This is a genomic window from Nocardioides sp. NBC_00163 (assembly GCF_045206295.1).
In the GTDB taxonomy this organism is placed as follows: domain Bacteria; phylum Actinomycetota; class Actinomycetes; order Propionibacteriales; family Nocardioidaceae; genus Nocardioides.
This window is the reverse complement of the sequence record NZ_CP108155.1, coordinates 1370415-1395175: the sequence shown is the minus strand read 5'-3', so window position 1 is coordinate 1395175 and position 24761 is coordinate 1370415. Positions and strand designations below refer to the sequence as shown.

Here is a 24761-nt window from a genome sequence, read left to right as displayed (position 1 = left end):
GGGCAGCTAGGACATCGGCGGCTGGTCGAGCTGTGCGGCGGGCTCGCCTGTGGCGACATCCCAGGCCGCGACGCCCTCCTCGGCCGACGCGGTGTAGAGGACCTTGCCGTCAGGGCTGAAGATCACGTTCGAGCCCGGCACCGCGGACCGGACGAGGTCACGGGACTCGCCCGTACCGCCCAACGCCTTGGGTGCCCACAGGATCAGCTCGGCGTCGTCGGAGTCGCTCGTGGCAGCCAGCGAGCGAGAGTCGGGGGAGAAGGCGACGGCGCCGACCGGGTGATCGGGTAGCGTCTCGGCGGTCTCGAGCGTCTTGGCGTCCCAGATCGTGGGGTAGCCCTCGGTGGTTACGCCGGCGATCCAGCGACCGTCCGGACTCCAGACCGGGTCTGCGTCGCCCGCGGCCGCGAGGGTGCCGACCTCGTCACCCGATTCGGCCTCGAGAACCGAGACGCTGTCACCGGAGGCAACCGCCACCAGGTCGCCGTCGGGGCTGAACGAGATCGATCCGACGCCGTTGCCGAGATCGGTGCTCGCCACCTCGTCGCCGTCCTCGACCGACCAGATGATCAGGTCGCCCTCGAGCCCGGCACCGGCGACGAGCCGACCGTCGGGACTGAACGCGATCTCGCCGACCGGGCTGGCGTCGGTGACCTTCGGGTTCGGCAGACCCTCGAGCCGCTGGACCTGCTCGTCGCCGTCCACCTCGACCAGCGCGATGTCCGAGCAGCCGACCTTCCGTGCGACGAGCGTGAGGTCGGGGCTGATCGCGCCGTAGCCGGTCTCGGAGATCGTCTCGTACGCACCACCGGCGGCGCTCCAGCGGCAGGTGCCGTCGGTGCAGCTGGCCACGACGTACTTCCCCTCGGGGTCGGTGACCAGCGAGCCGGCGTCGAGCCGCGACGGCATGACCGCGGCGGCCAGGCTGATCGAGCCGCCGGACGTCCCGAGCGCGGAGATGTCGCAGCCGTCCTGGTCGGGGTCGCTTGCGCACCCGGCCAGGAGCGCGGCGGCGAGCACGCCGATGATCGGGACGCTGAGGACGTACGTTCGGGGTTTCATCGGTCCTTCTGGAGAGATCGGTCAGGCGAACGAGGACACGTCGAAGTAGGCGACGGTGCCGTCGGTGCAGGTGAGGCGGTCGAGTCGACGGCCTCCGGTCTCGACGAGGTCCTGGCGGGCCCGGACCTTGTCGAGGGCTCGGAGCATGTCGTACTCGTCGTTGATACGCAGCACCGACCACGGATGTTGCTCGCTGCCGTCGCCGGTGGAGCGGATGCTGCGCAGCGCGGCGCCGGCGACCTGCCGCTCGCGCGCGCCGGCCCGTGCGTCGCCGGACTGCTCCAGTGCGGTGGCCATCCGCAGGTGGACCGAGGGGCTGAAGATCGCCCCCGGCATGACCCGCCGCAGCTCGGCGGCGGCCGCTGCGTACGACCCCGCGGCGAGCAGCCTGTCGACCGAGTCGAGGTCGAGGTCGGGAGTGAAGTTGGCCGAGCCGCGGACCGCGCGGCGAAGCGGCCCGAGGGTCTCGGGGCCGGGGTCATCGAGGTAGGCGGAGACCAGGTCGGCGTACGTCGTCACTTCGACTCCTCGAGGAGGCGGTTGAACTCCTCCTCGGTGAGGTTGTTCAGGTAGTCGCGGCCGGAGTTGCGGGCATCCTTCTCGACGGGCTGGTTGTAGTACTCGTCGAAGGAGTCACCGTTGTCGGTGCTCTTGTAGTCGTCGAAGTTCTCTTCCCACTCCTCGGCCTGCTCCTCGCTGATCCCGTCTTCCTTGTGGTCGTCGAAGGGGTCGTCCTCCCACCAGAACTGCCAGTCGTTCTTGTCGTCGATGGCCTCGTGCTGGCGGCCGTGTCGGACCTCGTGGGCGACGGTGTTGATCAGCTGGCCGGGGTCGTCGAGCACGTTGGGGTTGAGCGCCATCGTGGGCTCTTCGTCGCTCCAGTAGCCGTAGGTGATGCTGTTGTCGTCCCAGGTGTCGTTCTCCAGGGCGTCCCAGTCGATGGTGGGCATGTCGACGCCGCTCTCCGCGGCGATCTTCTTGACCATCTCCTCCAGCACGGCCTTGCGCTCCTCGATGCTGAGCGTCTCCCACTTCTCCGCGATGGCCGGGTCGATGTTGCCGTACTCGTCACCCTGCTCGTCGATGCCGGTCGGCAGGCCGCGGGCGAGGATCGCGTCGACACCGACGGCCTTGGCGAGGGCCTTCTCGATCTCGTCGGCGATCTCCTGGGCGACGTTCTGACGGCTGTTGCCCCACTCCTCGGCCTCGAAACGGCTCTTGAACTGCGGTGGGGTGGCGGTGCTGGTCACCGTGCCGTCGTCGCTGACCGTGAACTCCTGGGTCTTGGCCCGGTCGAGGATGCCCTGGACGAGACGCTCGATCTCCTCGACCTGCGGCTCGGCGGTGTAGAGCGCCTTCTGCATCTCCTGCTTGGCGGTGATGTGGCTGCTGAGGCTCTTGACCAGGCTGTCGCGATGACCTCGGGCGGCGTCGGCGGCCATCCCGGTCCAGGACTTGGCGACGCCGTTGGCCTCGAGCTCGTCGCGGCTGGTCTCCAGCTTGCGGAGGTCGGCCTTGAGGCCGTCGCCGGCGTCACCCAGCGGTGCGGCCTTCCACGTCTTGACCTGGCCGAACGTGATCGCCATCAGACGAGCGCGGTCGCGTCGAAGTGAACGAGGGTCCCGTCGGTGCAGGTGTGGCGGTCGATACGCCGCCCGTCTGCCTCCAGGAGATCCTGGCGGCCGGGGACCTTCTTGAGGGCGCGGAGCAGGTCGTACTCGTCGTTGATCCGCAGCACGGTCCAGGGATGCTCCTGGGTGCCGTCGCCGGTCGCCCGGATGCTCCGCAGGGCGGCGCTGGCGACCTGGCGCTCGCGAGCGGCGGATCGCTCCTCACCGGAGCGCTCCAGGGCCGTCGCCAGGCGCAGGTGGGCGGACGGGCTGAAGATCGCCCCGGGCATGAGTGCCCGCAGCGCGGTCGCGGCCTCGGCGTAGGCGCCCTCGTCGAGCAGCTTGTCGACGGCGCTGAGGTCGAGGTCGACGCTGAAGTTGGCGGAGTTGCGGACCGCACGGCGCAGCGGCGCCAGCGTCTCGGGGCCGGGGTCGTCGAGGTAGGCGGTGACCAGATCGGCGTACGTCGTCATTTCGACTCCTTCAGGAGACGGTCGAGCTCAGCGGCGGTCAGGTTGTCGAGATATTCGCGACCGGACTTGCGGGCGTCGGCCTCGACGGGCTGGTTGTAGTAGGCGTCGAAGTCCTTGTCAGGGCTCTTGTAGTCGTCGAAGTTCTCCTCCCACTCCTCGGCCTGCTCCTCGGTGATGCCGTCCTCCTCGTGCGCGTCGAAGGGATCGTCCTCCCACCAGAACTGGAAGTCGTTGTTGTCCTCGATCGCCTCGTACTGCCGGGCGTGACGCATCTCGTGGGCCACGGTGTGCAGGAGGTCGGGATCGCTGAGCCTGTCCGGGTTGAGGCGTACAGCCTTCTCGTCCTCGCTCCAGGACCCGTTGCCGGAGATCGTGTCGTCCCAGATGATGTCCTCGACGTCGACCCCGTACTCCTTGGCGAGCTCCTCGATCTTCTGGTCGATGATCGCCTTGCGCTCGGCGTCGGTGAGCTGAGCCCACCGCTCGGCGACCTCGGGGGAGGCCGTCCCGCGCTGCTCGCGGGTGTCGTCGAGGGACTGGACGGTGCCGGTCGGGATGGCGTCGCTGAGGATCACGTCGACGCCGGCCGCCTTGGCAAGGGCGTCGGTGATGTCGTCGGCGAGCTCCTGGGCGACGAGCTGGCGGCTGTTGCCCCATTCCTCGGCCTCGTAACGGCTCTTGAACGTCGGCGGCGTGGCGGTGCTGGTCACCGAGCCGTCGTCACCGACGGTGAACTCGTTGGTCTTGGCCCGGTCCAGGATGCCCTGGACGAGACGCTCGATGGCCTCGACCTGCGGCTCCGCGGCGTAGAGCGCCTTCTGCATCTGCTGCTTGCCCGTGATGTGGCTGCTCAGCTGGGCCACAAGAGTGTCGCGATGGCCGCGGGCGGCGTCGGCGGCCACGCCGGTCCACGACTTGGCCACGCCATTGGCCTCGAGCTCGTCGCGGCTGGTCTCCAGCTTGCGGAGGTCGGCCTTGAGGCCGTCGCCGGCGTCACCCAATGGTGCCGCCTTCCAGGTCTTGACCTGGCCGAACGTGATCGCCATCAGTTCGGGCCCATGACCTTTCCGCCCTTGTCGCCGGCGGCCTTGTCGGCGGCCTCGAACTCGTCGAGAGCCTTCTGCATCTCCACGGCGAGCTTCTGGGAGCTGTCGGCCGCAGCCTTGGTCTCATCGGTCCAGCGGGTGCCGAGATCGGACATGTAGCCGACCGACTCCGCCCCTGGGACCGCAGCGCCCGCCTTGCTCAGATAGCCGGCGGAGTCGGCTTTGCGTACGGCGCTCTCGGCGTCCGTGGCGATGCCGATGGATGTCTTCATGTCCTTGGGGACGACATGAATTTCGCTCATGGTCTGCTGGTCCTCCTGGGCCCGAACGGGAGACGGCTAGGGCGTGTCTGCACAGAGACACGCCCTAGCCCGGAGACCCTAACGGAAACTCGGGTCCAGCGTCTTCGTAAAAAGCGCACCGCCGTCGACGTCACGGAGGGTGACGGTGAGCTGCTGCGTACGTCCGTCGATCTCGACCTCGCCGAAGAACTGGAAGCCGTCGGCGGGCGAGGCGTTGGCGGCCGGGGGAGCGGCCACGAACTCGGCGGCCGGACCGAAGGTGGGGTCCAGCTTGTTGGGGCCGAAGGCACCGGCGTTGAGCGGGCCGGAGACGAACTCCCAGAACGGGTCGAAGTCCTGGTACGCGGCGCGGTCGGGGTCGTAGGAGTGCGCGGCCGTGTAGTGGACGTCGGCGGTCAGCCAGACGTGGTTGCGGATGCCGAGGCGCTTGAGCCCGGTCAAGACCTTGGCGATGTCGAGCTCGCGGCCGAGCGGGGCGCCGGCATCGCCCTGGGAGATGCCCTCCTGCAGGGTGCCGTCGGGGACGACCAGGCCGATCGGCAGGTCGGCGGCGATGACCTTCCAGGTGGCGCGGGAGGCGGCCAGCTCGCGCAGGAGCCACTTCGTCTGACGCTCGCCGAGCACGCCGCCGTCGGCGCTGGTCTCGGCGTTGGTCGTGTTGGCGTCCTTGTGGGTGCGCATGTCGAGGACGAAGAGGTCCATCAGCGGGCCGTAGGAGAGCTTGCGGTAGATCCGGCCGTCGGGGTCGGGGGAGGCGTCGCCGACCGGGATGTACTCGTGGAAGGCCTGCTTCGCCCGGGCCGCGAGGACGTCGACGCGGCGCTCGGTGTAGCGGCCGTCGTCGGGGAGGATCTCGCCGGGGTACCAGTTGTTGGTGACCTCGTGGTCGTCCCACTGCGCCACGATCGGCGTCTGGGCGAGGAACGCGCGCCAGTTGTCGGCGAGCAGGTTGTAGGCGTACTGCCCGCGGAACTCGGCCAGCGTCTCGGCGACCTTGTGCTTCTCCTCGGTGACGATGTTGTTCCAGACCCGTCCGTCGGGGAGCGTCACGGTCGAGGTGAGCGGGCCGTCGGCGTAGACGTTGTCGCCGGAGCTCAGGAAGAAGTCGGCCTCGCGCGCCGCCATCGCGGGCGCGATCCGGAAGCCACCGAAGTCGGGGTTGGCGCCCCAGCCCTGTCCGGCGATGTCGCCGGACCACAGGAACCGGATGTCCTCGCGGCGCGCCGGGGCGGTACGCAGCCGGCCCAGCTCCCAGGCGCTGCCGCGTCGCGGGTCATCGGGGTCGACGGCACGGATCCGGTAGAAGTAGTCGCGCCCAGCCTCGAGGCCGCGGACCTTCAGCTCCCCGGTGAAGTCGCTCCTCGCGGTCACCACCGGCCCGCTGACCGGGCGGGCCCGGCGGAAGGACTCGTCGGCCGAGATCTCCGCGACCAGGCGTGAGGTCTTGTCGGCGCGGCTCCACAGGACGCCGCCGCGGGCGCCGACGTCGCCGGACTGGACTCCGTGGGTGAGGGTCGGGCGGTTGCCGCGGACGAAAGCGGGGGCGGCGTGGACGGCTGCTGCGGTCGTGGGGATGACGAGTCCGGCACCGGCGGCGGCACCGAGGCCGAGGACGGAGCGGCGGTTGAGTGGGGTCATGGGCCAAACCTGCCGATTCCGGCGGAACGACCGGTGAGTTCCGCGGGTCGTGTCGGTGAACACGTACGCGAAGGGTGCCGTCCCCGGGTGAAAGAAAAATTTCTTTCACCCGGATGTCGAGATCACCGGGCGGGCTCCGAGAGAGGGGTGAAGGCCGGAGACGCCGGCCGCACACGAGGAGCGACATCATGAACGACGAGTACGCCATGCCCGCACTGCCCGCACCGAGCCCCGGCGTCCGCGCCCTGGACCGGCTCATCGGCACCTGGAAGGTGACCGGCGGCGCGGAGGGTGAGGTGACCTACCGCTGGATGGAAGGCGGCTACTTCCTGCTGCAGGACGTACGGCTGGAGCAGTTCGGGCAGGTCACGACCGGGATCGAGGTGATCGGCAACCTGCGCCCCTTCGGTGAGGAGCCCAGCGCCGACGTGCACTCGCGCTACTACGACAACACCGGCGCCACCCTCGACTACGTCTACGAGCTCGACGGCGACACCCTCACCATCTGGGGCGGGGAGAAGGGCTCGCCGGTGAAGTTCGTCGGCACCTTCGACGAGGCCGGCGACGTTATGACCGGCGAGTGGGACTACGCCGGCCAGGGCGGCTACGAGTCGACGATGACGCGGGTCTGATCCGCGCGCCGGAGCAGGTAGTCGCGTTCGGCCTCGTTGGCGGTCAGCTCCGCAGCCGCCCGGAACTGGGCGGCTGCGGAGGGATCGCGCCGCTGGTCCAGCAGGTGCGCCCGCACCGCCAGGACCCGCTGCGCGGTCAGCGGATCGCCGGCGAGGCCGTGCTCGGCGTCGAGCTCGTCCAGCAGCTGCAGGCCGACCACCGGGCCGAACGCATGAGCGGCCGCGACCACGCGGCCCAGGCGTACCGGTGCGGTCGGCAGCGTACGTTCCAGCAGCAGGTAGAGGCCGAGGATCTCGTGCCAGTCGGTGTCCGCGGCGGACTCCGCGTGGGCATGGACCGCGGCGATCGCCGCCTGGAGCAGGAAGGGCCCGGGATCACCCCGTCCCCACACCTCCTCCAGCACGGCCAGCCCCTCCTCGATCAGCGCGCGGTCCCACCGGGAGCGGTCCTGCTCGGCCAGCGGCACCAGCCCGAGGTCGGGGTCGGTGCGTGCCGGCCGCCGCGCCTCGGTGAGCAGCATCAGCGCCAGCAGGCCGGCGACCTCGGGCTCGCCGGGAGCGATCCGGGCGAGCATCCGGGTCAGCCGGATCGACTCGTGCGCCAGGTCGACCCGGCCCAGCTCGGCGCCGGCAGTGGCGGTGTAGCCCTCGTTGAAGACGAGGTAGAGCACCTCGAGTACGGCGCCGATCCGGTCGGCGCGCTCGGCCTGCCCTGGCGGCGTGAACCGGGCGCCGGCCTTGCGCAGCGTCTGCTTCGCACGGCTGATCCGGGTGCCCATGGTGTTCTCCGGGACGCCGTACGCATGGGCGATCTCGGTCGTCGTCAGCCCGCCCACAGCGCGCAGCGTGAGCGCCACCTGCCCGGTCCGCGACAGCGCCGGATGACAGCACAGCAGCAACAGCGCCAGGCTGTCGTCGGTCTCCGCCGCCGGGCCGGCCGGAGTGACCACCTCGGCGATGCCGACCTGGAGCTCGCGGCGGTGGGCAGCCTGCTCGGAGCGGAGCAGATCCACCATCCGCCGGTACCCGATCCTGGTCAGCCAGGAGCGCGGGTTCTCCGGAACGCCGTCGCGCGCCCACTGGACGCTGGCGTCCAGCAGCGCCTCCTGGACCGCGTCCTCGGCGGCCTCGAACCGTCCGAAGCGGCGGACCAGGGCGCTCAGGACGTACGGCGCCTCGGTCCGCAACAGGTCCTCGAGCGCCGCCGGTCCGGTCATGCCGACAGAGCCTAGTTTCGGGGTCTAGTTTTCGAGGCATGAAATACCTGATGCTGGGCTACACGCCAGCCGACGCGTGGGACGCCTCCGACACGGCCTCCGAAGAGGCACTCGCGGCGTTCGCGGAGTACCAGAAGTTCGAGGAGGAGCTGGTCGCCAACGGCGAGCTGGTCAGCACCGAGGGCCTGGGGCATCCGGCCGTTTCGGTCACGGTGCGGCCGGGCGAGAACGGTCCGGTCGCGACCGATGGTCCGTTCGCCGAGCTGAAGGAGGTGCTGGCCAGCTTCGCGGTCATCGACGTGGCCAGCCAGGAGCGCGCCATCGACATCGTCTCGCGGATCGTCGCGGTCCTCGGGGAGCCGATCGAGATCCGGCCGGTGATGGGGGACGACTTCGCGCAGGTGTGACCCGCTGGGATGCGGGTGGCAGTATCTGCGGTGATGTGGGCAAGAGAGAACCTGTTCGCCGCTGTGCTGCTGCTCCTGGCGGCGCCGGTGCTGTTCGGCTGTGCCACCGAGCCCCCGGTCGAGGCCGAGTCCGCCTCGCCGTCGATGCCCGCGAGCCCGGCGCCCGAGACGTCGGCGAGCGTGCCACCACGCGCGCCGGAGTCGCTGGAGATCCCGTCCGTCCCGCCCGCCGACGATCGCGGGATCGTCGAGGGCGGTGACCTGAGCTGGCCGCAGTGTCCCGAGGGGATGGGCATCAAGGAGCGTCGGACGCTGGGGCTGCCGATGCCGCTCGCCTCGGCGGAGTACGTGGTCATCGGACTCACCAACGGTCCGGCGTTCACTCCCAACCCGTGCCTGGCCTCGCAGGTCGAGTGGGCCAAGAAGAACAAGGTGATGACCTCGGCCTATGCGGTCACCTCCTACCCCCGTGCCGCCACGATCCGTGAGTACGGCGGCGAAGGGCCGGGCGACCCGGACACGAAGATCGGCCGGCTGACCAACGTCGGCTACCAGCAGGCGGTGTGGAATCTCGAGGCGATGGAGCGCGCCGGCCTGGAGTCGCCCTCGGTCTGGATGGACGTCGAGCCGGTCGCGGTCTGGGAGTGGACCGACGACATCGAGGCCAACCAGGCGGTGGTCAAGGGAGCCCTGGCCGGCTATCAGGACGCCGGGAAGCGGGTCGGGGTCTACTCGATCGAGGGCCTGTGGACGCCGATCGTCGGCGACCTGCAGCTGCAGCTGCCCGAGTGGCGCCCGGCGGGCGAGGCATCGCGGGCCGCGGCCCTGGAGCGGTGCGGCGGCGAGTGGATGTTCCAGGGCGGTGCCGCGGTGATGGTGCAGTGGCTCGAGGACGGCCGCGACCGCAACGTGACCTGCCCGGGCGAGTCGGTGCAGCTGCCGCTTTGGTTCCATCAGTACTGACCGTGGGACAATCGAAAGAAGACGTACGTCCCCCTCAAGAGACACAGAGCGAAAGCAGCCCGTGCCCACGAACTCCGCGCCGAAGCCTGGGTCCACCGACCCGGCGATCATCCGCAACTTCTGCATCATCGCCCACATCGACCACGGCAAGTCGACGCTGGCCGACCGGATGCTGCAGCTGACGGGTGTCGTCGGCGAGCGTGAGGCCAAGGCGCAGTACCTCGACCGCATGGACATCGAGCGCGAGCGTGGCATCACGATCAAGTCGCAGGCGGTCCGCATGCCGTGGACGGTGGCGGAGGGCAACGAGGCGGGCGCCGAGCCGGGCACCTACATCCTCAACATGATCGACACCCCCGGCCACGTCGACTTCACCTACGAGGTCTCCCGGTCGCTCGAGGCGTGCGAGGCCGCGATCCTGCTGGTCGACGCCGCGCAGGGCATCGAGGCGCAGACGCTGGCGAATCTCTACCTCGCCATGGGTGCGGACCTGCAGATCATCCCGGTGCTCAACAAGATCGACCTGCCGTCGGCCAACGTCGAGAAGTACGCCGAGGAGCTGGCCAACCTCGTCGGCTGCGACGTCTCGGACGTCCTGCTCACCTCTGCCAAGACCGGTCTCGGCGTCGAGAATCTTCTCAACGAGATCGTGAAGCAGGTGCCGGCGCCCGTCGGCGACCCGGATGCTCCTGCACGGGCGCTGATCTTCGACTCGGTCTACGACACCTACCGCGGCGTGGTCACCTACGTCCGGGTCTTCGACGGCAAGCTGACCCACCGCGACAAGATCAAGATGATGTCGACCAACGCCGTCCACGAGATGCTCGAGCTCGGTGTGATCAGCCCGGAGCCGGTCAAGGCCGACCACATCGGCGTCGGCGAGACCGGCTACCTGATCACCGGCGTGAAGGACGTACGCCAGTCGCGCGTGGGTGACACCGTCACCGGCAACAACCGTCCGGCCAAGGAGATGCTCGGCGGCTACTCCCACCCCAACCCGATGGTCTTCGCGGGGCTCTACCCGATCGACGGCGACCAGTACCCGGTGCTGCGCGAGGCGCTCGACAAGCTGCAGCTCAACGATGCGGCTCTGACGTACGAGCCGGAGACGTCGGGCGCGCTCGGCTTCGGCTTCCGCGTCGGATTCCTCGGCCTGCTGCACATGGAGATCACCCGCGACCGTCTCGAGCGCGAGTTCAACCTCGACCTCATCTCGACGGCTCCCAACGTGGTCTACGACGTGATCATGGAGGACGGGTCCGAGCACATCGTCACCAACCCGTCGGAGTTCCCCGAGGGCAAGATCCGCGAGGTGCGCGAGCCGGTCGTCAAGGCCACCATCCTCTCGCCGTCCGACTACATCGGCACGATCATGGAGCTGTGCCAGAAGAAGCGCGGCACCCTCGGCGGCATGGACTACCTCTCCGAGGACCGCGTCGAGATGCGCTACGTCCTCCCCATGGGCGAGATCGCCTTCGACTTCTTCGACCAGCTCAAGTCCTCGACCAAGGGGTACGCCTCGCTGAACTACGAGTTCAGCGGCGACCAGGCCGCCGACCTGGTCAAGGTCGACATCCTGCTCCAGGGCGAGCCCGTCGACGCGTTCTCCGCGATCGTCCACCGCGAAGCCGCGTACTCCTACGGGGTCATGATGGTCGGCAAGCTGCGCGAGCTGATCCCCAGGCAGCAGTTCGAGGTGCCCATCCAGGCCGCCATCGGCGCCCGCGTCATCGCCCGCGAGACCATCCGCGCCATCCGCAAGGACGTCCTCGCCAAGTGCTACGGCGGCGACATCTCGCGTAAGCGCAAGCTGCTGGAGAAGCAGAAGGAGGGCAAGAAGCGGATGAAGATGGTCGGCCGTGTCGAGGTTCCCCAGGAAGCCTTCGTCGCCGCTCTCTCCACCACTCAGCCCTCCACCGACAAGGGTGCCGGGAAGAAGTAAAGCCCCGCTGGTCGAGTCGCCGGAGCCGCTACGCCGTACGCTCGATGGTAGGCAGCCTTTCCCGGGGGCGACGAGACGGGAGAGGACGCGAATGCGATCCGACGAGGAGCGCTCGGGCGCCCGTGGCTGGGTGTGGTGGTACGGGCTGTTCCTCGGCTGCCTGCTGCTCGCGGCGGGAGCGGCAGAGACCGTTCGGGTCGTACGCAGCGGGGACGGCGGTCTTGCCTTCTGGTTCGGCACGCTCGTCGGCGGGGGCGTGCTCGTCCTGGTCGGCACGCTGTTGCTGCCCCGCAGGCCTCGGACGGGGTTCATGATCACGGCGATCGGTTGTGTCGCGGGGTTGCTCCCGACCATGTGGACGCTGATCGTGCCGGTGATGCTCGTGGTGCTGATCGTCGTGAGTGGCAGCCGAGCCATGGTGGCGCCGGTCAGGAGCGGATGAGCTCGATGCTGTCGAGAACAGCCTCGAGGTCGTCGAGCCGCTGGTCGATGTCGTCGGGATTCTGCCAGAACACGCGGAGGCCGTTGGCCTGCACGTAGACGCAGTCGGAGGGCGTGCCGTCGGAGTAGGACCACCAGCTGAGCCGCTCGCCCTCCAGGTCGCCGAAGGTGTCGGTCGGGGCGTCGTAGGTGACGTCCTTGACGTCGTCGTCACCGCCGCTGTCCTCGAACTCCTTCAGCTCGTCGTTCTTGTCCGCGAGCGACTCCTTCTCGCCGACCCGGACGCTGAAGAAGCGATCCTCGGACGTACGCCAGGTGCACTGGCCGCCAGGGGTCTGGTCGCTCGGGCCGGTGGACTCCGGCTCGAACTCCTTCGGCACGTCCAGCCTCAGGATCACCCGCTTCCCACCGATGGCGCCCCGACACTCGGCGGCGGTGAACCCCTCCGGCGTCGAGGTCGAGGATGCTGAGAACGGCGTCGGTGCGTCCGTCGTCACCGGCCCCGAGCCGGCCCCGCAGGCCGACGTCGCAGCGATCAGGACGATCAAGGGTGCAGCCCGAAAATGCATGCCGGGTAGTCCATCACAGCAGGTGCGGGGCGCGGCCGCCGAGTCACCGATTATGCGCAAGAACGGTCGGGTCGGCCGGGGGCGGGCGGTGGTTGAGTGAGGCACATGCGTACAGAACAGATTCGGTTTCCGGAGGGATATGGCACGCCGAGCGAGCTGCTGGCGTGGGAGGACGTACGTCAGCAGCTGGTCGAGGCGAAGCAGTTCTGGTTCGCGTTCGAGAGGCCGGGGCGGAGTCCGCACGTGACGCCACTGGACGGGATCTGGTTCGAGGACAAGCTGGTCTACGGCGGCAGCCCGGAGACGTTGCACCGGCGGCTCGCGGCCGAACATCCGAAGGTGACGGTGAACCTGCCGGATCCGTGGAAGCTGGTCGTCATCGAGGGGGAGGTGCGGACGACATCCTTCGATCCGGCGACAGCCGAGGAGATCGCGGGGTTGCTCAACGCGAAGTATCCCGAGTACGGCGAGAACATCTTCGAGGCGAAGCACTACATCGAGGGGGCGCCGGCGGTGCATCCACGGCGGATCCGGGCCTGGACCTCGTTCCCGAAGGACGCGACCGCCTTCGTCTTCGACTGACTTCCGATCGGTCCGCGCTAGTCTCGCGGTGATGCACTTCACCGACTATGACACTCGGGTGGCGGCGTACGCCGTCATCGTCGATGACGCGGGGCGGATCCTGCTGAGCTGGTTCAACGGCAACCACCGCAACGACCCGGGCTGGACGCTGCCGGGTGGTGGCGTCGACTACGGCGAGCAGATGCCCGCGGCAGTCGTGCGCGAGGTGAAGGAGGAGACCGGCTACGACGTCGAGGTCGGGGCTCCGCTGACGACCGACGTGTACGTGGTGCCGTTCGACCCCGGTCGTCGGCCCTATCAGTCCACCCGGGTGGTCTTCGAGGCACGGATCGTCGGGGGCGAGCTGGGCACGCTGGAGGTCGACGGAACCACCGACTACGCCGCGTGGATCGGGCTGGACGACCCCGCGATCGGAGCCGACACCACCAGTCCGATCGTCCGGATGGGGATCGCGGCCCTGAAGGTCGCTCAGTCGACCCAGTAGTTGTCGTGGAGCTTGTAGAACTCGGCCATCTCGTCCGGGCCGAGCTCGGTGCCCTCGGCCAGCTCGCGCAGCCCCTCGAAGTAGCCCTCCCGCGGCGCGCCCGGGGTGAAGTGGAGCAGCATCGAGGCGGGCTCGTCGGTGGTGTTGCGGAACCCGTGCAGGCCGCCGACCGGCACGTGCACGAAGTCGCCGGCGCCGGCTGGGATCCACTCCTCGCCGTTGTAGATCCGCACGGTCCCGGTCAGCACGTAGAACGACTCGGCCACGGCCCGGTGGAAGTGGGGACCGGGGCCGGTCTCGTTGGGACCGAAGTGCCAGCGGTAGAGCCCGTAGTCACCCGCGGTCGTCGCGCCGGTGGCGAGATAGTCGACCTTCACGCCGTTGGGGTAGGACAGGTCGGGCGGGGTGGTGTCGGGACGGTAGAACGCCGAGATCTCACCGGCCTCGCCGTCGTAGCGCTCGGGCGGGTAGGGAACGCCTTTGGTCCCCATCGACTCTGGAAGTGACATGGGCACAACCTGCCCGATCCGTCCGGGGTTGGGAAGCGGATTAAGGTGGCTCGCGTGACGCCGTTGCCAGACTCCTTCGTGGCACTCGCGGCGAACGGTCCCGACTGGGCAGCGTGGCTCGACCGCCTCCCCGGACTGGTGCGCGATCTATTCGAGGAGTGGTCGCTGACACCTGATGGCGAGGCGACGCACGGCAACACCGCGGTCGTGGTTCCCGTGCGGACCACCGATGGCGAGGCCGCGGTGCTGAAGATCGGCTGGCCGCACTGGGAGGCCGAGCACGAGGCGCTGGCGCTGCAGACCTGGGGCGGCCGGGGTGCCGTACGCCTTCTCCGGGCCGACCCGAAGCGCTTCGCGCTGCTGCTGGAGCGGCTCCACACCGAGGATCTCTCGGAGCTATGGGACGTGCAGGCGTGCGAGATCGTGGGCGGGTTCTACCGGCGGCTGCACGTCCCGGCTCCGCCGCAGCTGCGTACGTTGTCGGCACAGGCCGCACGCTGGGCGAGCGAGCTGGGCGAGTCGGAGCGGCGGCTTCCAGTGCCGCCGCGGATGGTCGAGCAGGCCCGGGCGATCGCGCGCGACTTCGCCGCCGACGAGGCGACCGACGGGAAGCTGATCCACACCGACCTGCACTTCGACAACGTCCTGCGAGCCGACCGCGAGGAGTGGCTGGTGATCGACCCGAAGCCCCTCTCCGGCGACCCGCACTACGAGCTCGCGCCGATGCTGTGGAACCGCTTCGAGGAGTATGCGGGGCGGATCCGCGACGGCGTACGCGATCGATTCTTCGCCCTCGTCGACGCCGCCGAGCTCGACGAGGACCGGGCTCGGGCCTGGGCGGTGCTGCGGCTGGTCGTCAACGTCAAGGGCGAGCTGGAGGACAACCAGACCCCCGACAAGGACTGGATCACCGCGATGATCTCGGTCGCGAAGGCGGTCCAGGACTGAGAAACTCGCGTGCCTGAACCCGGCGCGGACTGGAGAATCTGCGCCATGCCCATCGTGCGAAGCGTCAACATCGGTCAGTCCAAGCCCGCCGAGTGGGCGGAGGTGGGCGCCACCTCGATCGAAAAGCTCGCCACGCCCGAGCCGGTGACGGTCGGCAGGGAGGGCATCGTGACCGACACCCAGACCGACCGGCGCCACCACGGCGGCGAGGAGCAGGCGGTCTACGCCTTCGCGCGTGAGGACCTCGACGTGTGGGGCTCGCGGTTGGGCGTGACGCTCCGTGACGGGCAGTTCGCCGAGAACCTCACCACCGAGGGGATCGACATCAACGCGGCCCTGGTGGGGGAGCAGTGGCGGATCGGGACGGTGCTGCTGCAGATCTGCAGCGTGCGTACGCCGTGCAACGACTTCAAGAACTGGATGGGCGTCTCGGGCTACGACAACGCCCAGTGGGTCAAGAAGTTCACCGCCGAGGCGCGCCCGGGGCCCTACCTCCGCGTTCTCGAGGAGGGGCAGCTGCAGGCCGGCGACGAGATCATCGTCGTCCACCGCCCCGACCACGGCATCACCGTCTCGACGCTCTTCAAGGCGCTCAGCACCGACCGCAGCCTGCTCCCGAGCCTCATCGGCATCGACGGGCTCGGGGACAAGCCGCGGGCGGCGGCGGAGAAGTACGTCGCAGCCCAGCGCTAAGGGCCGCAGGGCTTTCCGGTGCATCCGCGCAGGTAGAGACCCTCGGGGGAGACGCCCTGGATCTGAAGGCTGTTCAGCTGATCCGTGGTGAGCGTTCCGGTCGGGATCACCGCGACCGCCACGTTGCCCTCGGTGATGGTCGCGTCGAACCGCTGCTTGCCGACCCAGAACCAGGCGGACTCGATCGTCTCGTTGCCGAGCGATCGCGTCACCCGGATCCCTTCTGGGGTCTCGGTCCATTCGGTGGTCGGCGGTTCCCGCACCACGTCACCCGGCTCGGGATGGACCAGACTGCCGTCGGCGTCGTAGGCGCGGAACGTTGCCGACGGGGCGTCGACCTTGTGGTCGGTCCAGGCGACCGCTACGCCGTTGACGACGGTCGCCGGGAAGTCCTCGCCGCTCGAGGTGAAGACCACCTCGGTGACGTTCATCTTCTCGGGGAGGGGGAGCAGGAACTCCGTGCCGTCGCCGACGCTTCCACGAGAGAAGTCCTCCCATGGCCCGGTCTCCGCGAAGGCGCCCCAGACCTGGGGCTGGCCAAAGGCCCCCTCGAGGTAGGGGCCGCTGGCGGCGTCCCGCCCGGGGATCTGCGGTGTCGAGCAGGTCACCTCATAGTCGGAGCCGTCGAAGATCGCCATCGCCGTCGATCCACGCTTCTCGGCGAGGAACGGCCAGGTGCCCGCCGGGATCTCTTGGACCTCATCGGGGTCGATGGCATTGTTCGCCTCGGGGGCGTAGTCGTACAGGGGCTTCACGTCAGCCCAGGCCGTCTCCAGGCACCGCTTGCTCAGCGTCTCGAGCTCCTCGGGAGTGAGGTTGGTCGGCTTGCCCGACCAGTCGACCGGAGTCTTCTGCTGGGGTGCGTCCGACGTCGACGGTTCCGGGGTGGCGATGTTCGAGTCGATCAGCCGATCGGGGATCGCGACGTACGCCATGATCCCGGCGAGTGAGAAGGCGGCGACGGCGGCGACTGCCTTCGAACCGCGACGGAGGCGACGCATCCGGTCGCCCCGGCGCAGGATCTCGGTGGCAGGGGTGTCGAGGGTCTGGTGGCTGCTGTTGCGCAGCAAGGTCTCGATGTCGTTCATGACAGCATCCCTTCGGGGTCGGTCAGCTGCAGCCGCAGAGTCTTGAGCGCGTGGTGGAGAGTGGCGGAGACGGTGCCGCGAGCGATGCCGAGCTCGTGGGCGGTCGTCTCGGCATCGAGGTCGAGGAAGTAGCGCAGCGCGACCACCTCGCGTTGCCGCGGTGGCAGCCGGCGTACGGCCTCCAACAGGTCGTGGTCGGTGTCGTCATCGGAGTCGTTGCGGGGAAGTTGTTCGGGAGTCTCGGGAACGGTCAGCTCGCGGCGGCGCTTGCGCCACCAGGAGATGTCGACGTTGATCGCGGTGCGAACGACCCATGCCGACGGGGAGTTGGCCACTCTGACCGTCGGCCACCGCGACCAGGCGCGCGCGAAGGCCTCGGCGGTCGCTTCCTCGGCCCGGCCAGGATCCATGCCGGTCGCGATCGCCGCACGCAGGCAGCGGTCCTTGGCGCCGACGTAGAAGTCGGTGAATTCTTCTCGGCTCACGCCTGGTTGACGCACAGCAGCCATTATCGGTTTAGGCGCGACCCGAATAACTGTTTGACGGTTCTGCTCGGCCTCATCAGACTCACTCCCAAACAACTCTTGGGAGGTTCGGGATGGACGAGGAGATCTCGCGGCTGCGGGCGGCCGGGCACCCGCTGCGGCTCCGGATGCTGTCACTGCTGACGGGTGCGGAGCTGTCGGCGGCGGAGGTGGCGCGCGAGCTCGACCTGACGCACGCCAACGCCTCCTACCATCTCCGGCTGCTCGAGAACGCCGGGCTGATCGAGGTCGCGAGCGAGGAGCGGATCCGCGGTGGGGTCGCGAAGCGGTATCGGTACATCTGGCGCCGCGACGCCGCCCAGGGGCCGCCGTCCAGGGAGGACGACGAGGTCCACACCCGCGCGATCGCCGAGGAGCTCGTACGCCGCCGCCGCTCGCGCGCCGATGGACCGGCGATCGTCTCGGACGCGGAGATGTGGGTCGACCCCGATGTCTGGCAGCGGGTCCACGACCTCGTCCGGGAGGCGAGCGGTCTGCTCCACGACAACGCTCGCCCGCCGCGTACGGAGGGCACGATCCACGTGAACCTGACCGCTTCCGCCTTTGTGATGGGTGAGGACCAGTGAGCATCAAGGAGAGCCTCTTCGTCCTGAAGGACCGCGACTTCGGGTGGTTCTTCGCGTCGCGGTTCGTGAACATGGCAGGCACCTCGATGTCGCACATCGCGCTGGCCTTCGCGGTGCTGGAGGTCACCGACTCGGCGTCGGCGCTGGGTGCCGTCGTGGCGGCACACACCATCCCGATGGTCATCTTCCTGCTGGTCGGAGGCGTGATCGCCGACCGGTTCCCGCGGCGGCTGGTCCTGCAGATCTCGAACCTGTCCTCGGCGCTCACCCAGGCCGTGGCCGCCGGGCTGATCATCACCGGCAGCGCCGAGATCTGGATGCTGATCGTCCTCGAAGCGGTCAACGGCACCATGTCGGCGATGGCGTACCCGGCGATGCAGGGCATGGTGCCGCAGCTGGTCGCGAAGAAGGACCTGCAGCCGGCCAACCTGCTGCTGTCGATGTCGCGAGGCGCGCTGACGATCCTCGGGCCGTCGGCCGCGGCCGTCCTGGTCGTCGGGGTCGGTGCCGGCTGGGCGCTGGCGATCGACGCGCTGACCTGGCTCCTCGCCGCTATCTTCCTGCTTCCGGTCCGGATCCCGCGCCGCGACAAGACGGGCCCGAAGACGTCGGCCATCGCAGACCTGGTCGAGGGATGGACGTACGTTCGTTCCACCACCTGGCTGTGGGTCGTCGTGCTCGCCTTCATGGTGATCAACACGATGTGGTCCGGCGGGATGCAGGTGCTGGGACCGGCGTACGCCAAATCCTCTTCGCTGGGGGTCCACGGCTGGGGGCTGGGCAACTCGGCCCAGGCGATCGGGATTCTGGTCATGACGTTCGTGCTGATGCGGCTGACCCTCCGGTATCCGCTGCGGGCCGGGATGCTTGGTGTCACGCTGATGGGGCTGCCGTTCATCGCGCTCGGTCTGTGGCCGGAGACCGTGCCTTTCGTCATCGCGATGGCCGTCGCCGGCGCCGGGATCGAGATCTTCAGCCTCGGCTGGAACCTCGCGATGATGGAGAACGTGCCCGAGGAGATGCAGTCGCGGGCGTGGTCCTACGACATGCTCGGGTCCTACATCGCGATGCCGATCGGACAGCTGATGTACGGGCCGCTGGGGGAGTCTTTCGGGACACGACCGGTGTTCCTGGCGAGCGGTGTTCTCTGTGTCTTGATCTGTCTTGCCACGGTTGCGGTGCCTTCCGTGGCTAGGCTGCAACGCGTCGAGCAACCTGCTACCGAGGAACGTGCGCATGAGCCGCTTCGGGACTGATCAGTCGCAGCGGAAGCGCTCGGAACCGTCGAGAACGGTCGATGCCTGATCCAGGAGGTCGCCGGTGTCGTTGCCGTCGAGTGCCTGGTCCATCGGCCAGTCACCAGCCTGGTGGAGTACGTCCTCGGCGTGCGTCACGCGCTCTTGGTCGCCGGACTCGCGGGCGGCCCGCCATTCGTCGCGCCAGACGCAGGACGCGCCACGCGCGAGGTCCAGTGCCAGGTGGTATCGGTTCGGCTGGAGGCTGGTGAGCCGGTGCTCGTCGTAGCGCTCCGGAAGAGGTACGCCGGCGAGCAGTTGCTCGATCGTTGCCGCTCGTTCCTCGGCGGTGAGATATCGGTCGGGCAGGGTGGCGTCGAACTCAGCCTGGTCCACCCAGCGCAGCTGGGTGAGGAGCTCCTCGAACTCCGTCTTCGACATGCCGGTGCCGGTGATCACCTGGTAGTGGCCGGCGGTCAGCGGCAGCACGACCCGGAAGGCATCTTCGCCGGCGTTGCGCCAGTAGGTCGCCTCCTGGCCGAGCACCTCGATCGGCAGCTCGGTGACACCGTCGTCAGCGGTGTCGAATGAGCCTGCGAATCGCAGCCCCTCCTGGTAGGTCGAGCTGTCGCCCCAGCTGATGTCCAGGCGAGGGGCTCGGCGGCCGCTGCCTGACGGTTCGTAGTCGACGCCGCCGATGTGGGACGCATCGGTCACCGAGCCGTCGCCGCCGGGCACGACCCACCCGGGTGCGTCGAGCACGAGCCGGTAGGCCTCGGCCGAACGCGGCACCCCGTCATAGGCAAAGCTCATCGCCGGCTCGAACGGGGTCTCGCCCGGAAGGAGCCGTGGCGCGAGGACGGCGCCGGTGACGGCGAGGGCGCCGGCGAGACCGGCCACGGCGAGACCGCGGGTCCAACGGCGGCGGACGGTGGTGCGGCGGGCGGAGCCCGGACGTGGCGCGCGGGCGATCACTCGCCCGGCGGCAGGGGCGTCCTCGGCGCGCTCGGCGAGGGTGGCGCGGATCAGGTCATCGAGGTCGGTGGTCATCGTGACTCCTCGGCAAAGGTGGCGGACATGAGGTCGGGGTGGCTGCGCAGCTTGGTGAGAGCGCGCATGGCGTTGCTGCGTACGGTGCCTGCGGAGATGCCGAGCGCCTCGGCGATATCGGCATCGGCAAGGTCCTCGTAGTAGCGAAGGACCACGACAGCGCGCTGCCGCGGAGGCAGTGCGCCGATGCGCTGCCAGAGCAGGTGACGTACGCCGACTGCTTCTGTCTCGTCCTCGCCGGCTCGTTCCGGCAGGTCGGCGACGACGAGCTCGCTCGAGGAACGTTTGCGCCGCCAGCTCAGGTGTTGGTTGAGCAGGATCTTGCGGGCGTACGCATGCGGGTCGACGACGTGGGTCATCCGCGACCCGCGTCGGCACAAGCGCTCCAGGGTGTCCTGGACGAGGTCCTCGGCGCGGTGACCGTCACCGGTCAGCAGGTAGGCGAGCCGCAGGAGCGCGCCGCTGCGCGTCACCACGTACTCGTCGAAGTCTGTGTCCATGCTGTCCTCCGTCTGGGCCCGCTTCTGTCCGGGACCTCTGCCTCTTCGATGCGGCGGCACGGCGTGGGTGTTGCGCTGACGGTGCAACTGTGGCCCTCTAGGCTGCAAGGCGTCGAGCAACTTCTGCCACCGAAGGAACGCCTGTATGAGCCTGAACACCTCCGTCGTCGACGAGCTCTTCCAGCAGCGCTTCGAGGAGAACCTGACTCCGGGCCTGGCCTATGGAGTCGTACGCGGCTCGGAGCTGCTCCATTCCGGGGCGTTCGGGGCGACGACCGAGGGCGGTCCGGCACCGACGGCCGAGAGCGTCTTCCGGATCGCGTCGATGTCGAAGTCGTTCACGGCGGCCGCGGTGCTGCTGCTGCGCGACCGCGGGCTGGTCGACCTGGACGAGGCGATCGCGCAGTACGTGCCCGAGCTCGTCGACCAGGCGCCCTACTCCGCCGACTCGCCGGCGGTGACGCTGCGGCTGCTGCTCTCGATGTCGGCCGGGCTGCCGACCGACGACCCGTGGGGCGACCGGCAGGAGTCGCTGTCCTACGACGACTTCGGGACGTTCCTCGACGGAGGCTTCTCGACCGGGCAGGAGCCGGGGATCGGGTTCGAGTACTCCAACCTCGGCTATGCGCTGCTCGGGCGCGCGATCGAGAACGTCGTCGGTGGTTCGTCCCCCGAGGGGGCCAACCGCGACTTCGTCGAGCACGAGCTGCTGGCGCCGTTGGGGATGACCTCCTCGGCCTACTCGCCCGACGCGGTGCCGAACCGAGTGCCGGGTCATGTGCCGCCGCTGCATCCGGCGTGGGCCGGCGACCGGCTCGAGGGTCCGCCGACGTGGGCCGCGATCCCGCCGGTGCCGTCCGGGTCGTTCGCCGCGATGGGTGGCCTGCACTCCTCGGTCGCCGACCTGGCGCGCTGGGTCGGCGGGTTCCTGGGCGCCTTCTCCTCTGCCGCCGACGGGCATCCGCTGTCGAAGGCGTCGCGGCGGGAGATGCAGCAGCTGCACCGGTTCGGCTCGGTGTCTGCCTCGCTGGGGTTCTCCGGTGCCGAGGCGGGGGTTGGCGCGGTCGCTGTGGGCTACGGCTATGGCCTGATGGTCGACCACGACAGCCGGCTCGGGCAGATCGTCCACCACTCCGGCGGCTACCCCGGCTACGGCTCGCGGATGGTCTGGCACCCGGCGACGGGGTTGGGCGTCATCACGCTGTCGAACAGCACGTACGCCGGTGCCTCCCCGACCGCGATGACCGCGCTGCGCTCGCTGGTATCGAACGAGCTCGCCGGCGGTGGTCCGCACCGGTTCTCGACGGTGGTCAAGGGCCTGCGGCCGCGGCTCGACTCGGCGCTGGAGACCGCGGTCGAGCGGCTGCGTACCTTCGATCCTGCGGGTGCTGAGGTGTTCGCGGTGCCGTCGCTGTTCGCCGACAACGTCGAGCTCGACGCGCCCGACGCCGGCCGCCGCGTCCAGATCACTCAGGCGCGCGCCAAGGTCGGACTGCCGCTGGGCGGCGCGCCCTACGGCTACTTCTCCCGTGCGATGGGTGTCGCGCTGGCCGTGGTGCCGGCCGAGAAGGGCCGCTACGACATCGAGGTCATGCTCTCCCCGGAGGCCGAGCCGCGCATCCAGACCCTGCGCGTCAACGCCGTCCCCGACGCCCACGGTGGCCTCGTCGCCGCCGCCCGCGCCGCCCTCGAGGAGAGCTCCCCGGTCATTGCCGCCCTCCGGGCCTTCGGCGTACCCGAGCTGATCACGACGCCCCTGTCCGGTGATGGTTCGTCAAAGGCCGACTTCCTGGTCGTCGCCGGCGCGACCTACTGGAAGATCGCGGTGGCCAAGACGACCACCGTCACCGCCCTCCCCACCTCCGACTACCCCCGCCTCGCCTACCTCGCCTCCGCGCTCCGCGGCTGACCCTGCCGAGGCGTCAGCTACGTCGGTCGAGATGGCATTCCGCTGCCAGCTCGGCCGACGTAAGCGCCGTCTCGACCGGCGGGAGTGACGCCTCGGCGGGGTTGCTCCGTTCGAACAAATGTTCGATACTCATTGAGTGGGAGTGGTAGCGGGGATTGAGCGACACCAGAAGCTGGCTCAGATCGAGCAGCTTCGGTCGAAGGTGCGACGGCTGGAGCAGAAGCCGGGCATCGGCGCGGAGCTTGCGACGCACGAGGCGCTCGGTGGGGTGGTGCAACTTCGGGCCGGCGGGACGTACGCGGCCGACTCGCTGTCGCTGGCCATGCTGCTGCTCGCGGGGCCGTCGGCGGCGGGGGAGTGGACCGCCGTCGTCGGGGTGGAGGACTTCGGTGTCGAGGCGGCGGCCGAGGCCGGGGTCGACCTGGAGCGGACCATCCTGGTGCCGCGGCCGAAGGACTCCTGGCTGGAGGCGACCGCGGCGCTGGTCGATGTGGTCACGCTGGTGCTGGTCCGGCCGACTGGTCGGGTGACCCCGGGCGTCGCCGAGAAGATCGGTGCCCGGCTGCGCACCCGCGGCGCCGCGCTGGTGGCGCTGGGGGAGTGGCCGAGAGCAGACGTACGTCTGCGGGCGACCGAGCCGCGCTGGGTCGGGCTGGGCAACGGCGACGGCCATCTCCGGGCCCGCAGGATGGTGGTCGAGGCGGTGCGCGGGACGGCTCCGCCGCGGTGTACGGCGCTCTGGTTCCCGGCCGAGGACGGCGGTCTGCGGCGCGTCCTCGAACCCGTCGCTGACCTTGCTGAACTGCGGAAACAGGAGTCCGCATGAGTCGTACGCTGGTGGTCTGGTGCGCCGACTGGCCGGTCGCCGCGGCGCTGGGCGAGGCCGGCTTGCCGCGGCACCTGCCCGCCGCGGTCTTCGCGCAGAACCGGGTCCAGGCCTACAACCAGGCGGCGCGGGAGTTCGGGATCAAGCGCGGGATGCGGCGCCGGGACGCCCAGTCGCGCTGCCCGGAGATCCAGGTGCTCGCCGCCGACGAGGCCCGTGACGCGCGGGTCTTCGAGGAGGTGCTGGTGCGCCTGGAGGAGCTGCGCCCCGGCGTCATGCCGCTGCGTCCTGGGCTGGTCGCGCTGCGCTCGCCGGCCCGCTTCTACGGCGGCGAGGCCGAGGCCGGCGCGGCGATCGCCGAGTGCGTGGTCGGGCTCGGGATCTGGGACGTACGGATCGGCATCGCCGATGAGCTCTTCACCGCCGAGCAGGCCGCGCGGAGCGCCGGGCTGCAGGAGACGTACGCCGTCCCGGCAGATGGAGGCTCCACCGCGTTCCTGCGCGCCCTGCCGGTCCATGTGCTCGAGGACGCGAACGCGGTCAGCCTGCTGCAGCGGCTCGGTCTGACCACGCTCGGCGGCCTCGCCGACCTGCCCGGGGCCGACGTCAAGGCGCGCTTCGGCGCGCAGGCCGCCTGGGTCCGCCGGGTGATCCACGGCGAGGGAGCGCGCCCGGTCACGGGGCGTACGCCACCGCCCGAGCTCACCACCGAGGTGGCCTTCGAGCCGCCGCTCGACTCCGCCGAGGCGGTCTGCTTCTCGGCCCGGCAGGCGGCGGAGGGGTTCGTCAAGGGCCTCGCGACGCGTCAGGAGGTCTGCACCGAGGTGCGGATCGAGGTCGCCATGGAGGACGTCCCGGACTCGGTTCGCACCTGGGCGCATCCGCGGTGGTTCTCCTCCGTCGATCTGATCGACCGGCTGCACTGGCAGCTGGCCGGGGTCGTTGCGGGCGGGGCGGTGACCGAGGTCCGCTTCGTCCCAGAGGTCGCCGTCTCCGAGGCGGTCCACGCTGACGGTCTCTGGGGCGGTACGAACGAGCGCGTCGATCGTGGCATCGCCCGGGTGCAGGGCCTGCTCGGCCACGAGGCCGTCGTCGCCCCGGTGCTCCAGGGCGGCCGGACGCCACGCGACCGCCAGGCGTACGTCCCCTGGGGCGACCGCCCCACCGCTCTCCGCGATCGCCGACTGCCGTGGCCGGGCTCGATCCCGCCGCCGGCGCCTGCCCGGGTCCTGGCCGAACCGTGGCCGGCGGAGGTCTGCGACCAAGCCGGGCGGCAGGTGCTGGTGCTCCCGCGCGGAGGTGTCTCCGCCGACCCCGCCCGCTACCGCCCCTCGGCCGGCCAGCCCTGGCAGCGGGTCGCCTCCTGGGCCGGTCCGTGGCCGGTCACCGAGGCGTGGTGGGAGCCCGGCGGCGGGCGGCGGGTCGCCCGCTTCCAGCTCGTCGGGGTCGACGGCCGCGCCTGGCTGGCCACCTTCGACACCGACCACTGGCTCACCGAAGCCAGCTACGACTGATGGGCTCGGC

28 protein-coding genes are annotated in these 24761 nt (G+C 69.7%); 14 read left to right on the top strand and 14 right to left on the bottom strand.

Going from position 1 to position 24761, the window contains the following annotated elements:
• Positions 1 to 6: 6 nt before the first annotated feature.
• The 7 genes from OG801_RS06725 to OG801_RS06695 all read right to left on the bottom strand — a co-directional run bounded on the left by OG801_RS06725 (position 7) and on the right by OG801_RS06695 (position 6131).
• A complete protein-coding gene (locus tag OG801_RS06725; protein WP_406034651.1) occupies positions 7 to 1062 on the bottom strand; it encodes a WD40 repeat domain-containing protein in 1056 nt (351 codons plus the stop codon).
• A 21-nt stretch (positions 1063 to 1083) separates the two neighbouring features.
• Complete coding sequence (locus tag OG801_RS06720; RefSeq protein ID WP_406034649.1) at positions 1084 to 1581, bottom strand: DUF4919 domain-containing protein; 498 nt, start codon at positions 1579 to 1581, stop codon at positions 1084 to 1086.
• Positions 1578 to 2648 carry a hypothetical protein gene (locus tag OG801_RS06715; protein WP_406034647.1) on the bottom strand — a complete coding sequence of 357 codons (1071 nt, stop codon included), beginning with the start codon at positions 2646 to 2648 and terminating at the stop codon, positions 1578 to 1580. Before OG801_RS06715 ends, OG801_RS06720 begins: the two co-directional genes overlap by 4 nt.
• Positions 2648 to 3145: a DUF4919 domain-containing protein gene (locus tag OG801_RS06710; protein ID WP_406034646.1), complete on the bottom strand. Its 498-nt coding sequence runs from the start codon at positions 3143 to 3145 to the stop codon at positions 2648 to 2650. The genes OG801_RS06715 and OG801_RS06710 overlap by 1 nt, the downstream gene beginning before the upstream one ends.
• Positions 3142 to 4191, bottom strand: a complete 1050-nt coding sequence (locus OG801_RS06705; protein ID WP_406034644.1) for a hypothetical protein — start codon at positions 4189 to 4191, stop codon at positions 3142 to 3144. The genes OG801_RS06710 and OG801_RS06705 overlap by 4 nt, the downstream gene beginning before the upstream one ends.
• Positions 4191 to 4493: a hypothetical protein gene (locus OG801_RS06700; RefSeq protein WP_355018112.1), complete on the bottom strand. Its 303-nt coding sequence runs from the start codon at positions 4491 to 4493 to the stop codon at positions 4191 to 4193. Before OG801_RS06700 ends, OG801_RS06705 begins: the two co-directional genes overlap by 1 nt.
• 78 nt (positions 4494 to 4571) lie before the next feature.
• Positions 4572 to 6131 carry an alkaline phosphatase D family protein gene (locus tag OG801_RS06695; RefSeq protein WP_406034642.1) on the bottom strand — a complete coding sequence of 520 codons (1560 nt, stop codon included), beginning with the start codon at positions 6129 to 6131 and terminating at the stop codon, positions 4572 to 4574.
• A gap of 188 nt (positions 6132 to 6319) precedes the next feature.
• Between OG801_RS06695 and OG801_RS06690 the strand changes: the two genes are divergently transcribed.
• The gene (locus tag OG801_RS06690; RefSeq protein ID WP_406034640.1) at positions 6320 to 6763 is read left to right on the top strand and encodes a hypothetical protein; all 444 of its coding nucleotides are present in this window, start codon (positions 6320 to 6322) and stop codon (positions 6761 to 6763) included.
• On the opposite strand, the gene OG801_RS06685 is transcribed toward OG801_RS06690, so the two are convergent.
• Positions 6736 to 7980: an RNA polymerase sigma factor gene (locus OG801_RS06685; RefSeq protein WP_406034639.1), complete on the bottom strand. Its 1245-nt coding sequence runs from the start codon at positions 7978 to 7980 to the stop codon at positions 6736 to 6738. The two genes, OG801_RS06690 and OG801_RS06685, sit on opposite strands and share 28 nt — an antisense overlap.
• Positions 7981 to 8018: 38 nt before the next feature.
• Here OG801_RS06685 and OG801_RS06680 point away from each other — a divergent pair, with 38 nt between their 5' ends.
• From OG801_RS06680 to OG801_RS06665, 4 genes are all read left to right on the top strand, one after another.
• Positions 8019 to 8387 (top strand): YciI family protein, encoded by a 369-nt coding sequence (locus OG801_RS06680; RefSeq protein ID WP_406034637.1) that lies wholly within the window; start codon positions 8019 to 8021, stop codon positions 8385 to 8387.
• Positions 8388 to 8420: 33 nt separating this feature from the next.
• A complete protein-coding gene (locus OG801_RS06675) occupies positions 8421 to 9350 on the top strand; it encodes a hypothetical protein (protein ID WP_406034635.1) in 930 nt (309 codons plus the stop codon).
• A gap of 61 nt (positions 9351 to 9411) precedes the next feature.
• On the top strand, positions 9412 to 11292 hold the full coding sequence (lepA, locus tag OG801_RS06670; RefSeq protein WP_406034633.1) for a translation elongation factor 4: 1881 nt from the start codon (positions 9412 to 9414) through the stop codon (positions 11290 to 11292).
• Between the two features lie 91 nt (positions 11293 to 11383).
• Complete coding sequence (locus OG801_RS06665) at positions 11384 to 11734, top strand: hypothetical protein (RefSeq protein WP_406034632.1); 351 nt, start codon at positions 11384 to 11386, stop codon at positions 11732 to 11734.
• Here OG801_RS06665 and OG801_RS06660 read toward each other — a convergent pair.
• On the bottom strand, positions 11721 to 12302 hold the full coding sequence (locus OG801_RS06660) for a hypothetical protein (RefSeq protein ID WP_406034630.1): 582 nt from the start codon (positions 12300 to 12302) through the stop codon (positions 11721 to 11723). The two genes, OG801_RS06665 and OG801_RS06660, sit on opposite strands and share 14 nt — an antisense overlap.
• 105 nt (positions 12303 to 12407) lie before the next feature.
• Here OG801_RS06660 and OG801_RS06655 point away from each other — a divergent pair, with 105 nt between their 5' ends.
• Both OG801_RS06655 and OG801_RS06650 read left to right on the top strand, forming a co-directional pair.
• Positions 12408 to 12884, top strand: coding sequence for a pyridoxamine 5'-phosphate oxidase family protein (locus OG801_RS06655; protein ID WP_406034628.1), 477 nt, complete (start codon positions 12408 to 12410; stop codon positions 12882 to 12884).
• A gap of 31 nt (positions 12885 to 12915) precedes the next feature.
• Positions 12916 to 13368, top strand: coding sequence for an NUDIX hydrolase (locus OG801_RS06650; protein ID WP_355227934.1), 453 nt, complete (start codon positions 12916 to 12918; stop codon positions 13366 to 13368).
• Here OG801_RS06650 and OG801_RS06645 read toward each other — a convergent pair.
• Positions 13353 to 13877 (bottom strand): cupin domain-containing protein, encoded by a 525-nt coding sequence (locus OG801_RS06645; protein WP_406034626.1) that lies wholly within the window; start codon positions 13875 to 13877, stop codon positions 13353 to 13355. The genes OG801_RS06650 and OG801_RS06645 overlap by 16 nt on opposite strands.
• 54 nt (positions 13878 to 13931) lie before the next feature.
• On the opposite strand from OG801_RS06645, the gene OG801_RS06640 reads away from it, so the two are divergent.
• Both OG801_RS06640 and OG801_RS06635 read left to right on the top strand, forming a co-directional pair.
• On the top strand, positions 13932 to 14825 hold the full coding sequence (locus OG801_RS06640; RefSeq protein WP_406034625.1) for an aminoglycoside phosphotransferase family protein: 894 nt from the start codon (positions 13932 to 13934) through the stop codon (positions 14823 to 14825).
• 45 nt (positions 14826 to 14870) lie between these two features.
• Entirely contained in the window at positions 14871 to 15518 is a 648-nt protein-coding gene (locus tag OG801_RS06635) for an MOSC domain-containing protein (RefSeq protein ID WP_406034623.1), read from the top strand.
• Here the strand turns inward: OG801_RS06635 and OG801_RS06630 are convergent.
• Both OG801_RS06630 and OG801_RS06625 read right to left on the bottom strand, forming a co-directional pair.
• Entirely contained in the window at positions 15515 to 16606 is a 1092-nt protein-coding gene (locus OG801_RS06630; protein WP_406034621.1) for a hypothetical protein, read from the bottom strand. The genes OG801_RS06635 and OG801_RS06630 overlap by 4 nt on opposite strands.
• A complete protein-coding gene (locus tag OG801_RS06625) occupies positions 16603 to 17091 on the bottom strand; it encodes a sigma-70 family RNA polymerase sigma factor (RefSeq protein WP_406034619.1) in 489 nt (162 codons plus the stop codon). Before OG801_RS06625 ends, OG801_RS06630 begins: the two co-directional genes overlap by 4 nt.
• A gap of 113 nt (positions 17092 to 17204) precedes the next feature.
• Between OG801_RS06625 and OG801_RS06620 the strand changes: the two genes are divergently transcribed.
• Both OG801_RS06620 and OG801_RS06615 read left to right on the top strand, forming a co-directional pair.
• Complete coding sequence (locus tag OG801_RS06620; RefSeq protein ID WP_406034618.1) at positions 17205 to 17717, top strand: ArsR/SmtB family transcription factor; 513 nt, start codon at positions 17205 to 17207, stop codon at positions 17715 to 17717.
• The gene (locus OG801_RS06615) at positions 17714 to 18973 is read left to right on the top strand and encodes an MFS transporter (protein WP_406034616.1); all 1260 of its coding nucleotides are present in this window, start codon (positions 17714 to 17716) and stop codon (positions 18971 to 18973) included. The genes OG801_RS06620 and OG801_RS06615 overlap by 4 nt, the downstream gene beginning before the upstream one ends.
• On the opposite strand, the gene OG801_RS06610 is transcribed toward OG801_RS06615, so the two are convergent.
• Both OG801_RS06610 and OG801_RS06605 read right to left on the bottom strand, forming a co-directional pair.
• Entirely contained in the window at positions 18974 to 20002 is a 1029-nt protein-coding gene (locus OG801_RS06610; protein WP_406034614.1) for a hypothetical protein, read from the bottom strand.
• A complete protein-coding gene (locus OG801_RS06605; RefSeq protein WP_406034612.1) occupies positions 19999 to 20502 on the bottom strand; it encodes a SigE family RNA polymerase sigma factor in 504 nt (167 codons plus the stop codon). The genes OG801_RS06610 and OG801_RS06605 overlap by 4 nt, the downstream gene beginning before the upstream one ends.
• A gap of 145 nt (positions 20503 to 20647) precedes the next feature.
• On the opposite strand from OG801_RS06605, the gene OG801_RS06600 reads away from it, so the two are divergent.
• The 3 genes from OG801_RS06600 to OG801_RS06590 all read left to right on the top strand — a co-directional run bounded on the left by OG801_RS06600 (position 20648) and on the right by OG801_RS06590 (position 24751).
• On the top strand, positions 20648 to 22411 hold the full coding sequence (locus OG801_RS06600; RefSeq protein WP_406034610.1) for a serine hydrolase domain-containing protein: 1764 nt from the start codon (positions 20648 to 20650) through the stop codon (positions 22409 to 22411).
• Between the two features lie 136 nt (positions 22412 to 22547).
• Positions 22548 to 23237: a hypothetical protein gene (locus tag OG801_RS06595; protein WP_406034609.1), complete on the top strand. Its 690-nt coding sequence runs from the start codon at positions 22548 to 22550 to the stop codon at positions 23235 to 23237.
• On the top strand, positions 23234 to 24751 hold the full coding sequence (locus tag OG801_RS06590; RefSeq protein WP_355018134.1) for a DNA polymerase Y family protein: 1518 nt from the start codon (positions 23234 to 23236) through the stop codon (positions 24749 to 24751). The genes OG801_RS06595 and OG801_RS06590 overlap by 4 nt, the downstream gene beginning before the upstream one ends.
• The last annotated feature ends 10 nt before the right edge of the window (positions 24752 to 24761 follow it).

What these genes read in the sequence shown, in the direction of transcription:
- OG801_RS06725 (WP_406034651.1), bottom strand. Translation starts at nt 1,062, where the DNA reads ATGAAACCCCGAACGTACGTCCTCAGCGTCCCGATCATCGGCGTGCTC.
- OG801_RS06715 (WP_406034647.1), bottom strand. Translation starts at nt 2,648, where the DNA reads ATGGCGATCACGTTCGGCCAGGTCAAGACGTGGAAGGCCGCACCGCTG.
- OG801_RS06710 (WP_406034646.1), bottom strand. Translation starts at nt 3,145, where the DNA reads ATGACGACGTACGCCGATCTGGTCACCGCCTACCTCGACGACCCCGGC.
- OG801_RS06705 (WP_406034644.1), bottom strand. Translation starts at nt 4,191, where the DNA reads ATGGCGATCACGTTCGGCCAGGTCAAGACCTGGAAGGCGGCACCATTG.
- OG801_RS06700 (WP_355018112.1), bottom strand. Translation starts at nt 4,493, where the DNA reads ATGAGCGAAATTCATGTCGTCCCCAAGGACATGAAGACATCCATCGGC.
- OG801_RS06695 (WP_406034642.1), bottom strand. Translation starts at nt 6,131, where the DNA reads ATGACCCCACTCAACCGCCGCTCCGTCCTCGGCCTCGGTGCCGCCGCC.
- OG801_RS06690 (WP_406034640.1), top strand. Translation starts at nt 6,320, where the DNA reads ATGAACGACGAGTACGCCATGCCCGCACTGCCCGCACCGAGCCCCGGC.
- OG801_RS06685 (WP_406034639.1), bottom strand. Translation starts at nt 7,980, where the DNA reads ATGACCGGACCGGCGGCGCTCGAGGACCTGTTGCGGACCGAGGCGCCG.
- OG801_RS06680 (WP_406034637.1), top strand. Translation starts at nt 8,019, where the DNA reads ATGAAATACCTGATGCTGGGCTACACGCCAGCCGACGCGTGGGACGCC.
- OG801_RS06675 (WP_406034635.1), top strand. Translation starts at nt 8,421, where the DNA reads ATGTGGGCAAGAGAGAACCTGTTCGCCGCTGTGCTGCTGCTCCTGGCG.
- OG801_RS06665 (WP_406034632.1), top strand. Translation starts at nt 11,384, where the DNA reads ATGCGATCCGACGAGGAGCGCTCGGGCGCCCGTGGCTGGGTGTGGTGG.
- OG801_RS06660 (WP_406034630.1), bottom strand. Translation starts at nt 12,302, where the DNA reads ATGCATTTTCGGGCTGCACCCTTGATCGTCCTGATCGCTGCGACGTCG.
- OG801_RS06655 (WP_406034628.1), top strand. Translation starts at nt 12,408, where the DNA reads ATGCGTACAGAACAGATTCGGTTTCCGGAGGGATATGGCACGCCGAGC.
- OG801_RS06650 (WP_355227934.1), top strand. Translation starts at nt 12,916, where the DNA reads ATGCACTTCACCGACTATGACACTCGGGTGGCGGCGTACGCCGTCATC.
- OG801_RS06645 (WP_406034626.1), bottom strand. Translation starts at nt 13,877, where the DNA reads ATGTCACTTCCAGAGTCGATGGGGACCAAAGGCGTTCCCTACCCGCCC.
- OG801_RS06635 (WP_406034623.1), top strand. Translation starts at nt 14,871, where the DNA reads ATGCCCATCGTGCGAAGCGTCAACATCGGTCAGTCCAAGCCCGCCGAG.
- OG801_RS06630 (WP_406034621.1), bottom strand. Translation starts at nt 16,606, where the DNA reads ATGAACGACATCGAGACCTTGCTGCGCAACAGCAGCCACCAGACCCTC.
- OG801_RS06620 (WP_406034618.1), top strand. Translation starts at nt 17,205, where the DNA reads ATGGACGAGGAGATCTCGCGGCTGCGGGCGGCCGGGCACCCGCTGCGG.
- OG801_RS06610 (WP_406034614.1), bottom strand. Translation starts at nt 20,002, where the DNA reads ATGACCACCGACCTCGATGACCTGATCCGCGCCACCCTCGCCGAGCGC.
- OG801_RS06605 (WP_406034612.1), bottom strand. Translation starts at nt 20,502, where the DNA reads ATGGACACAGACTTCGACGAGTACGTGGTGACGCGCAGCGGCGCGCTC.
- OG801_RS06600 (WP_406034610.1), top strand. Translation starts at nt 20,648, where the DNA reads ATGAGCCTGAACACCTCCGTCGTCGACGAGCTCTTCCAGCAGCGCTTC.
- OG801_RS06590 (WP_355018134.1), top strand. Translation starts at nt 23,234, where the DNA reads ATGAGTCGTACGCTGGTGGTCTGGTGCGCCGACTGGCCGGTCGCCGCG.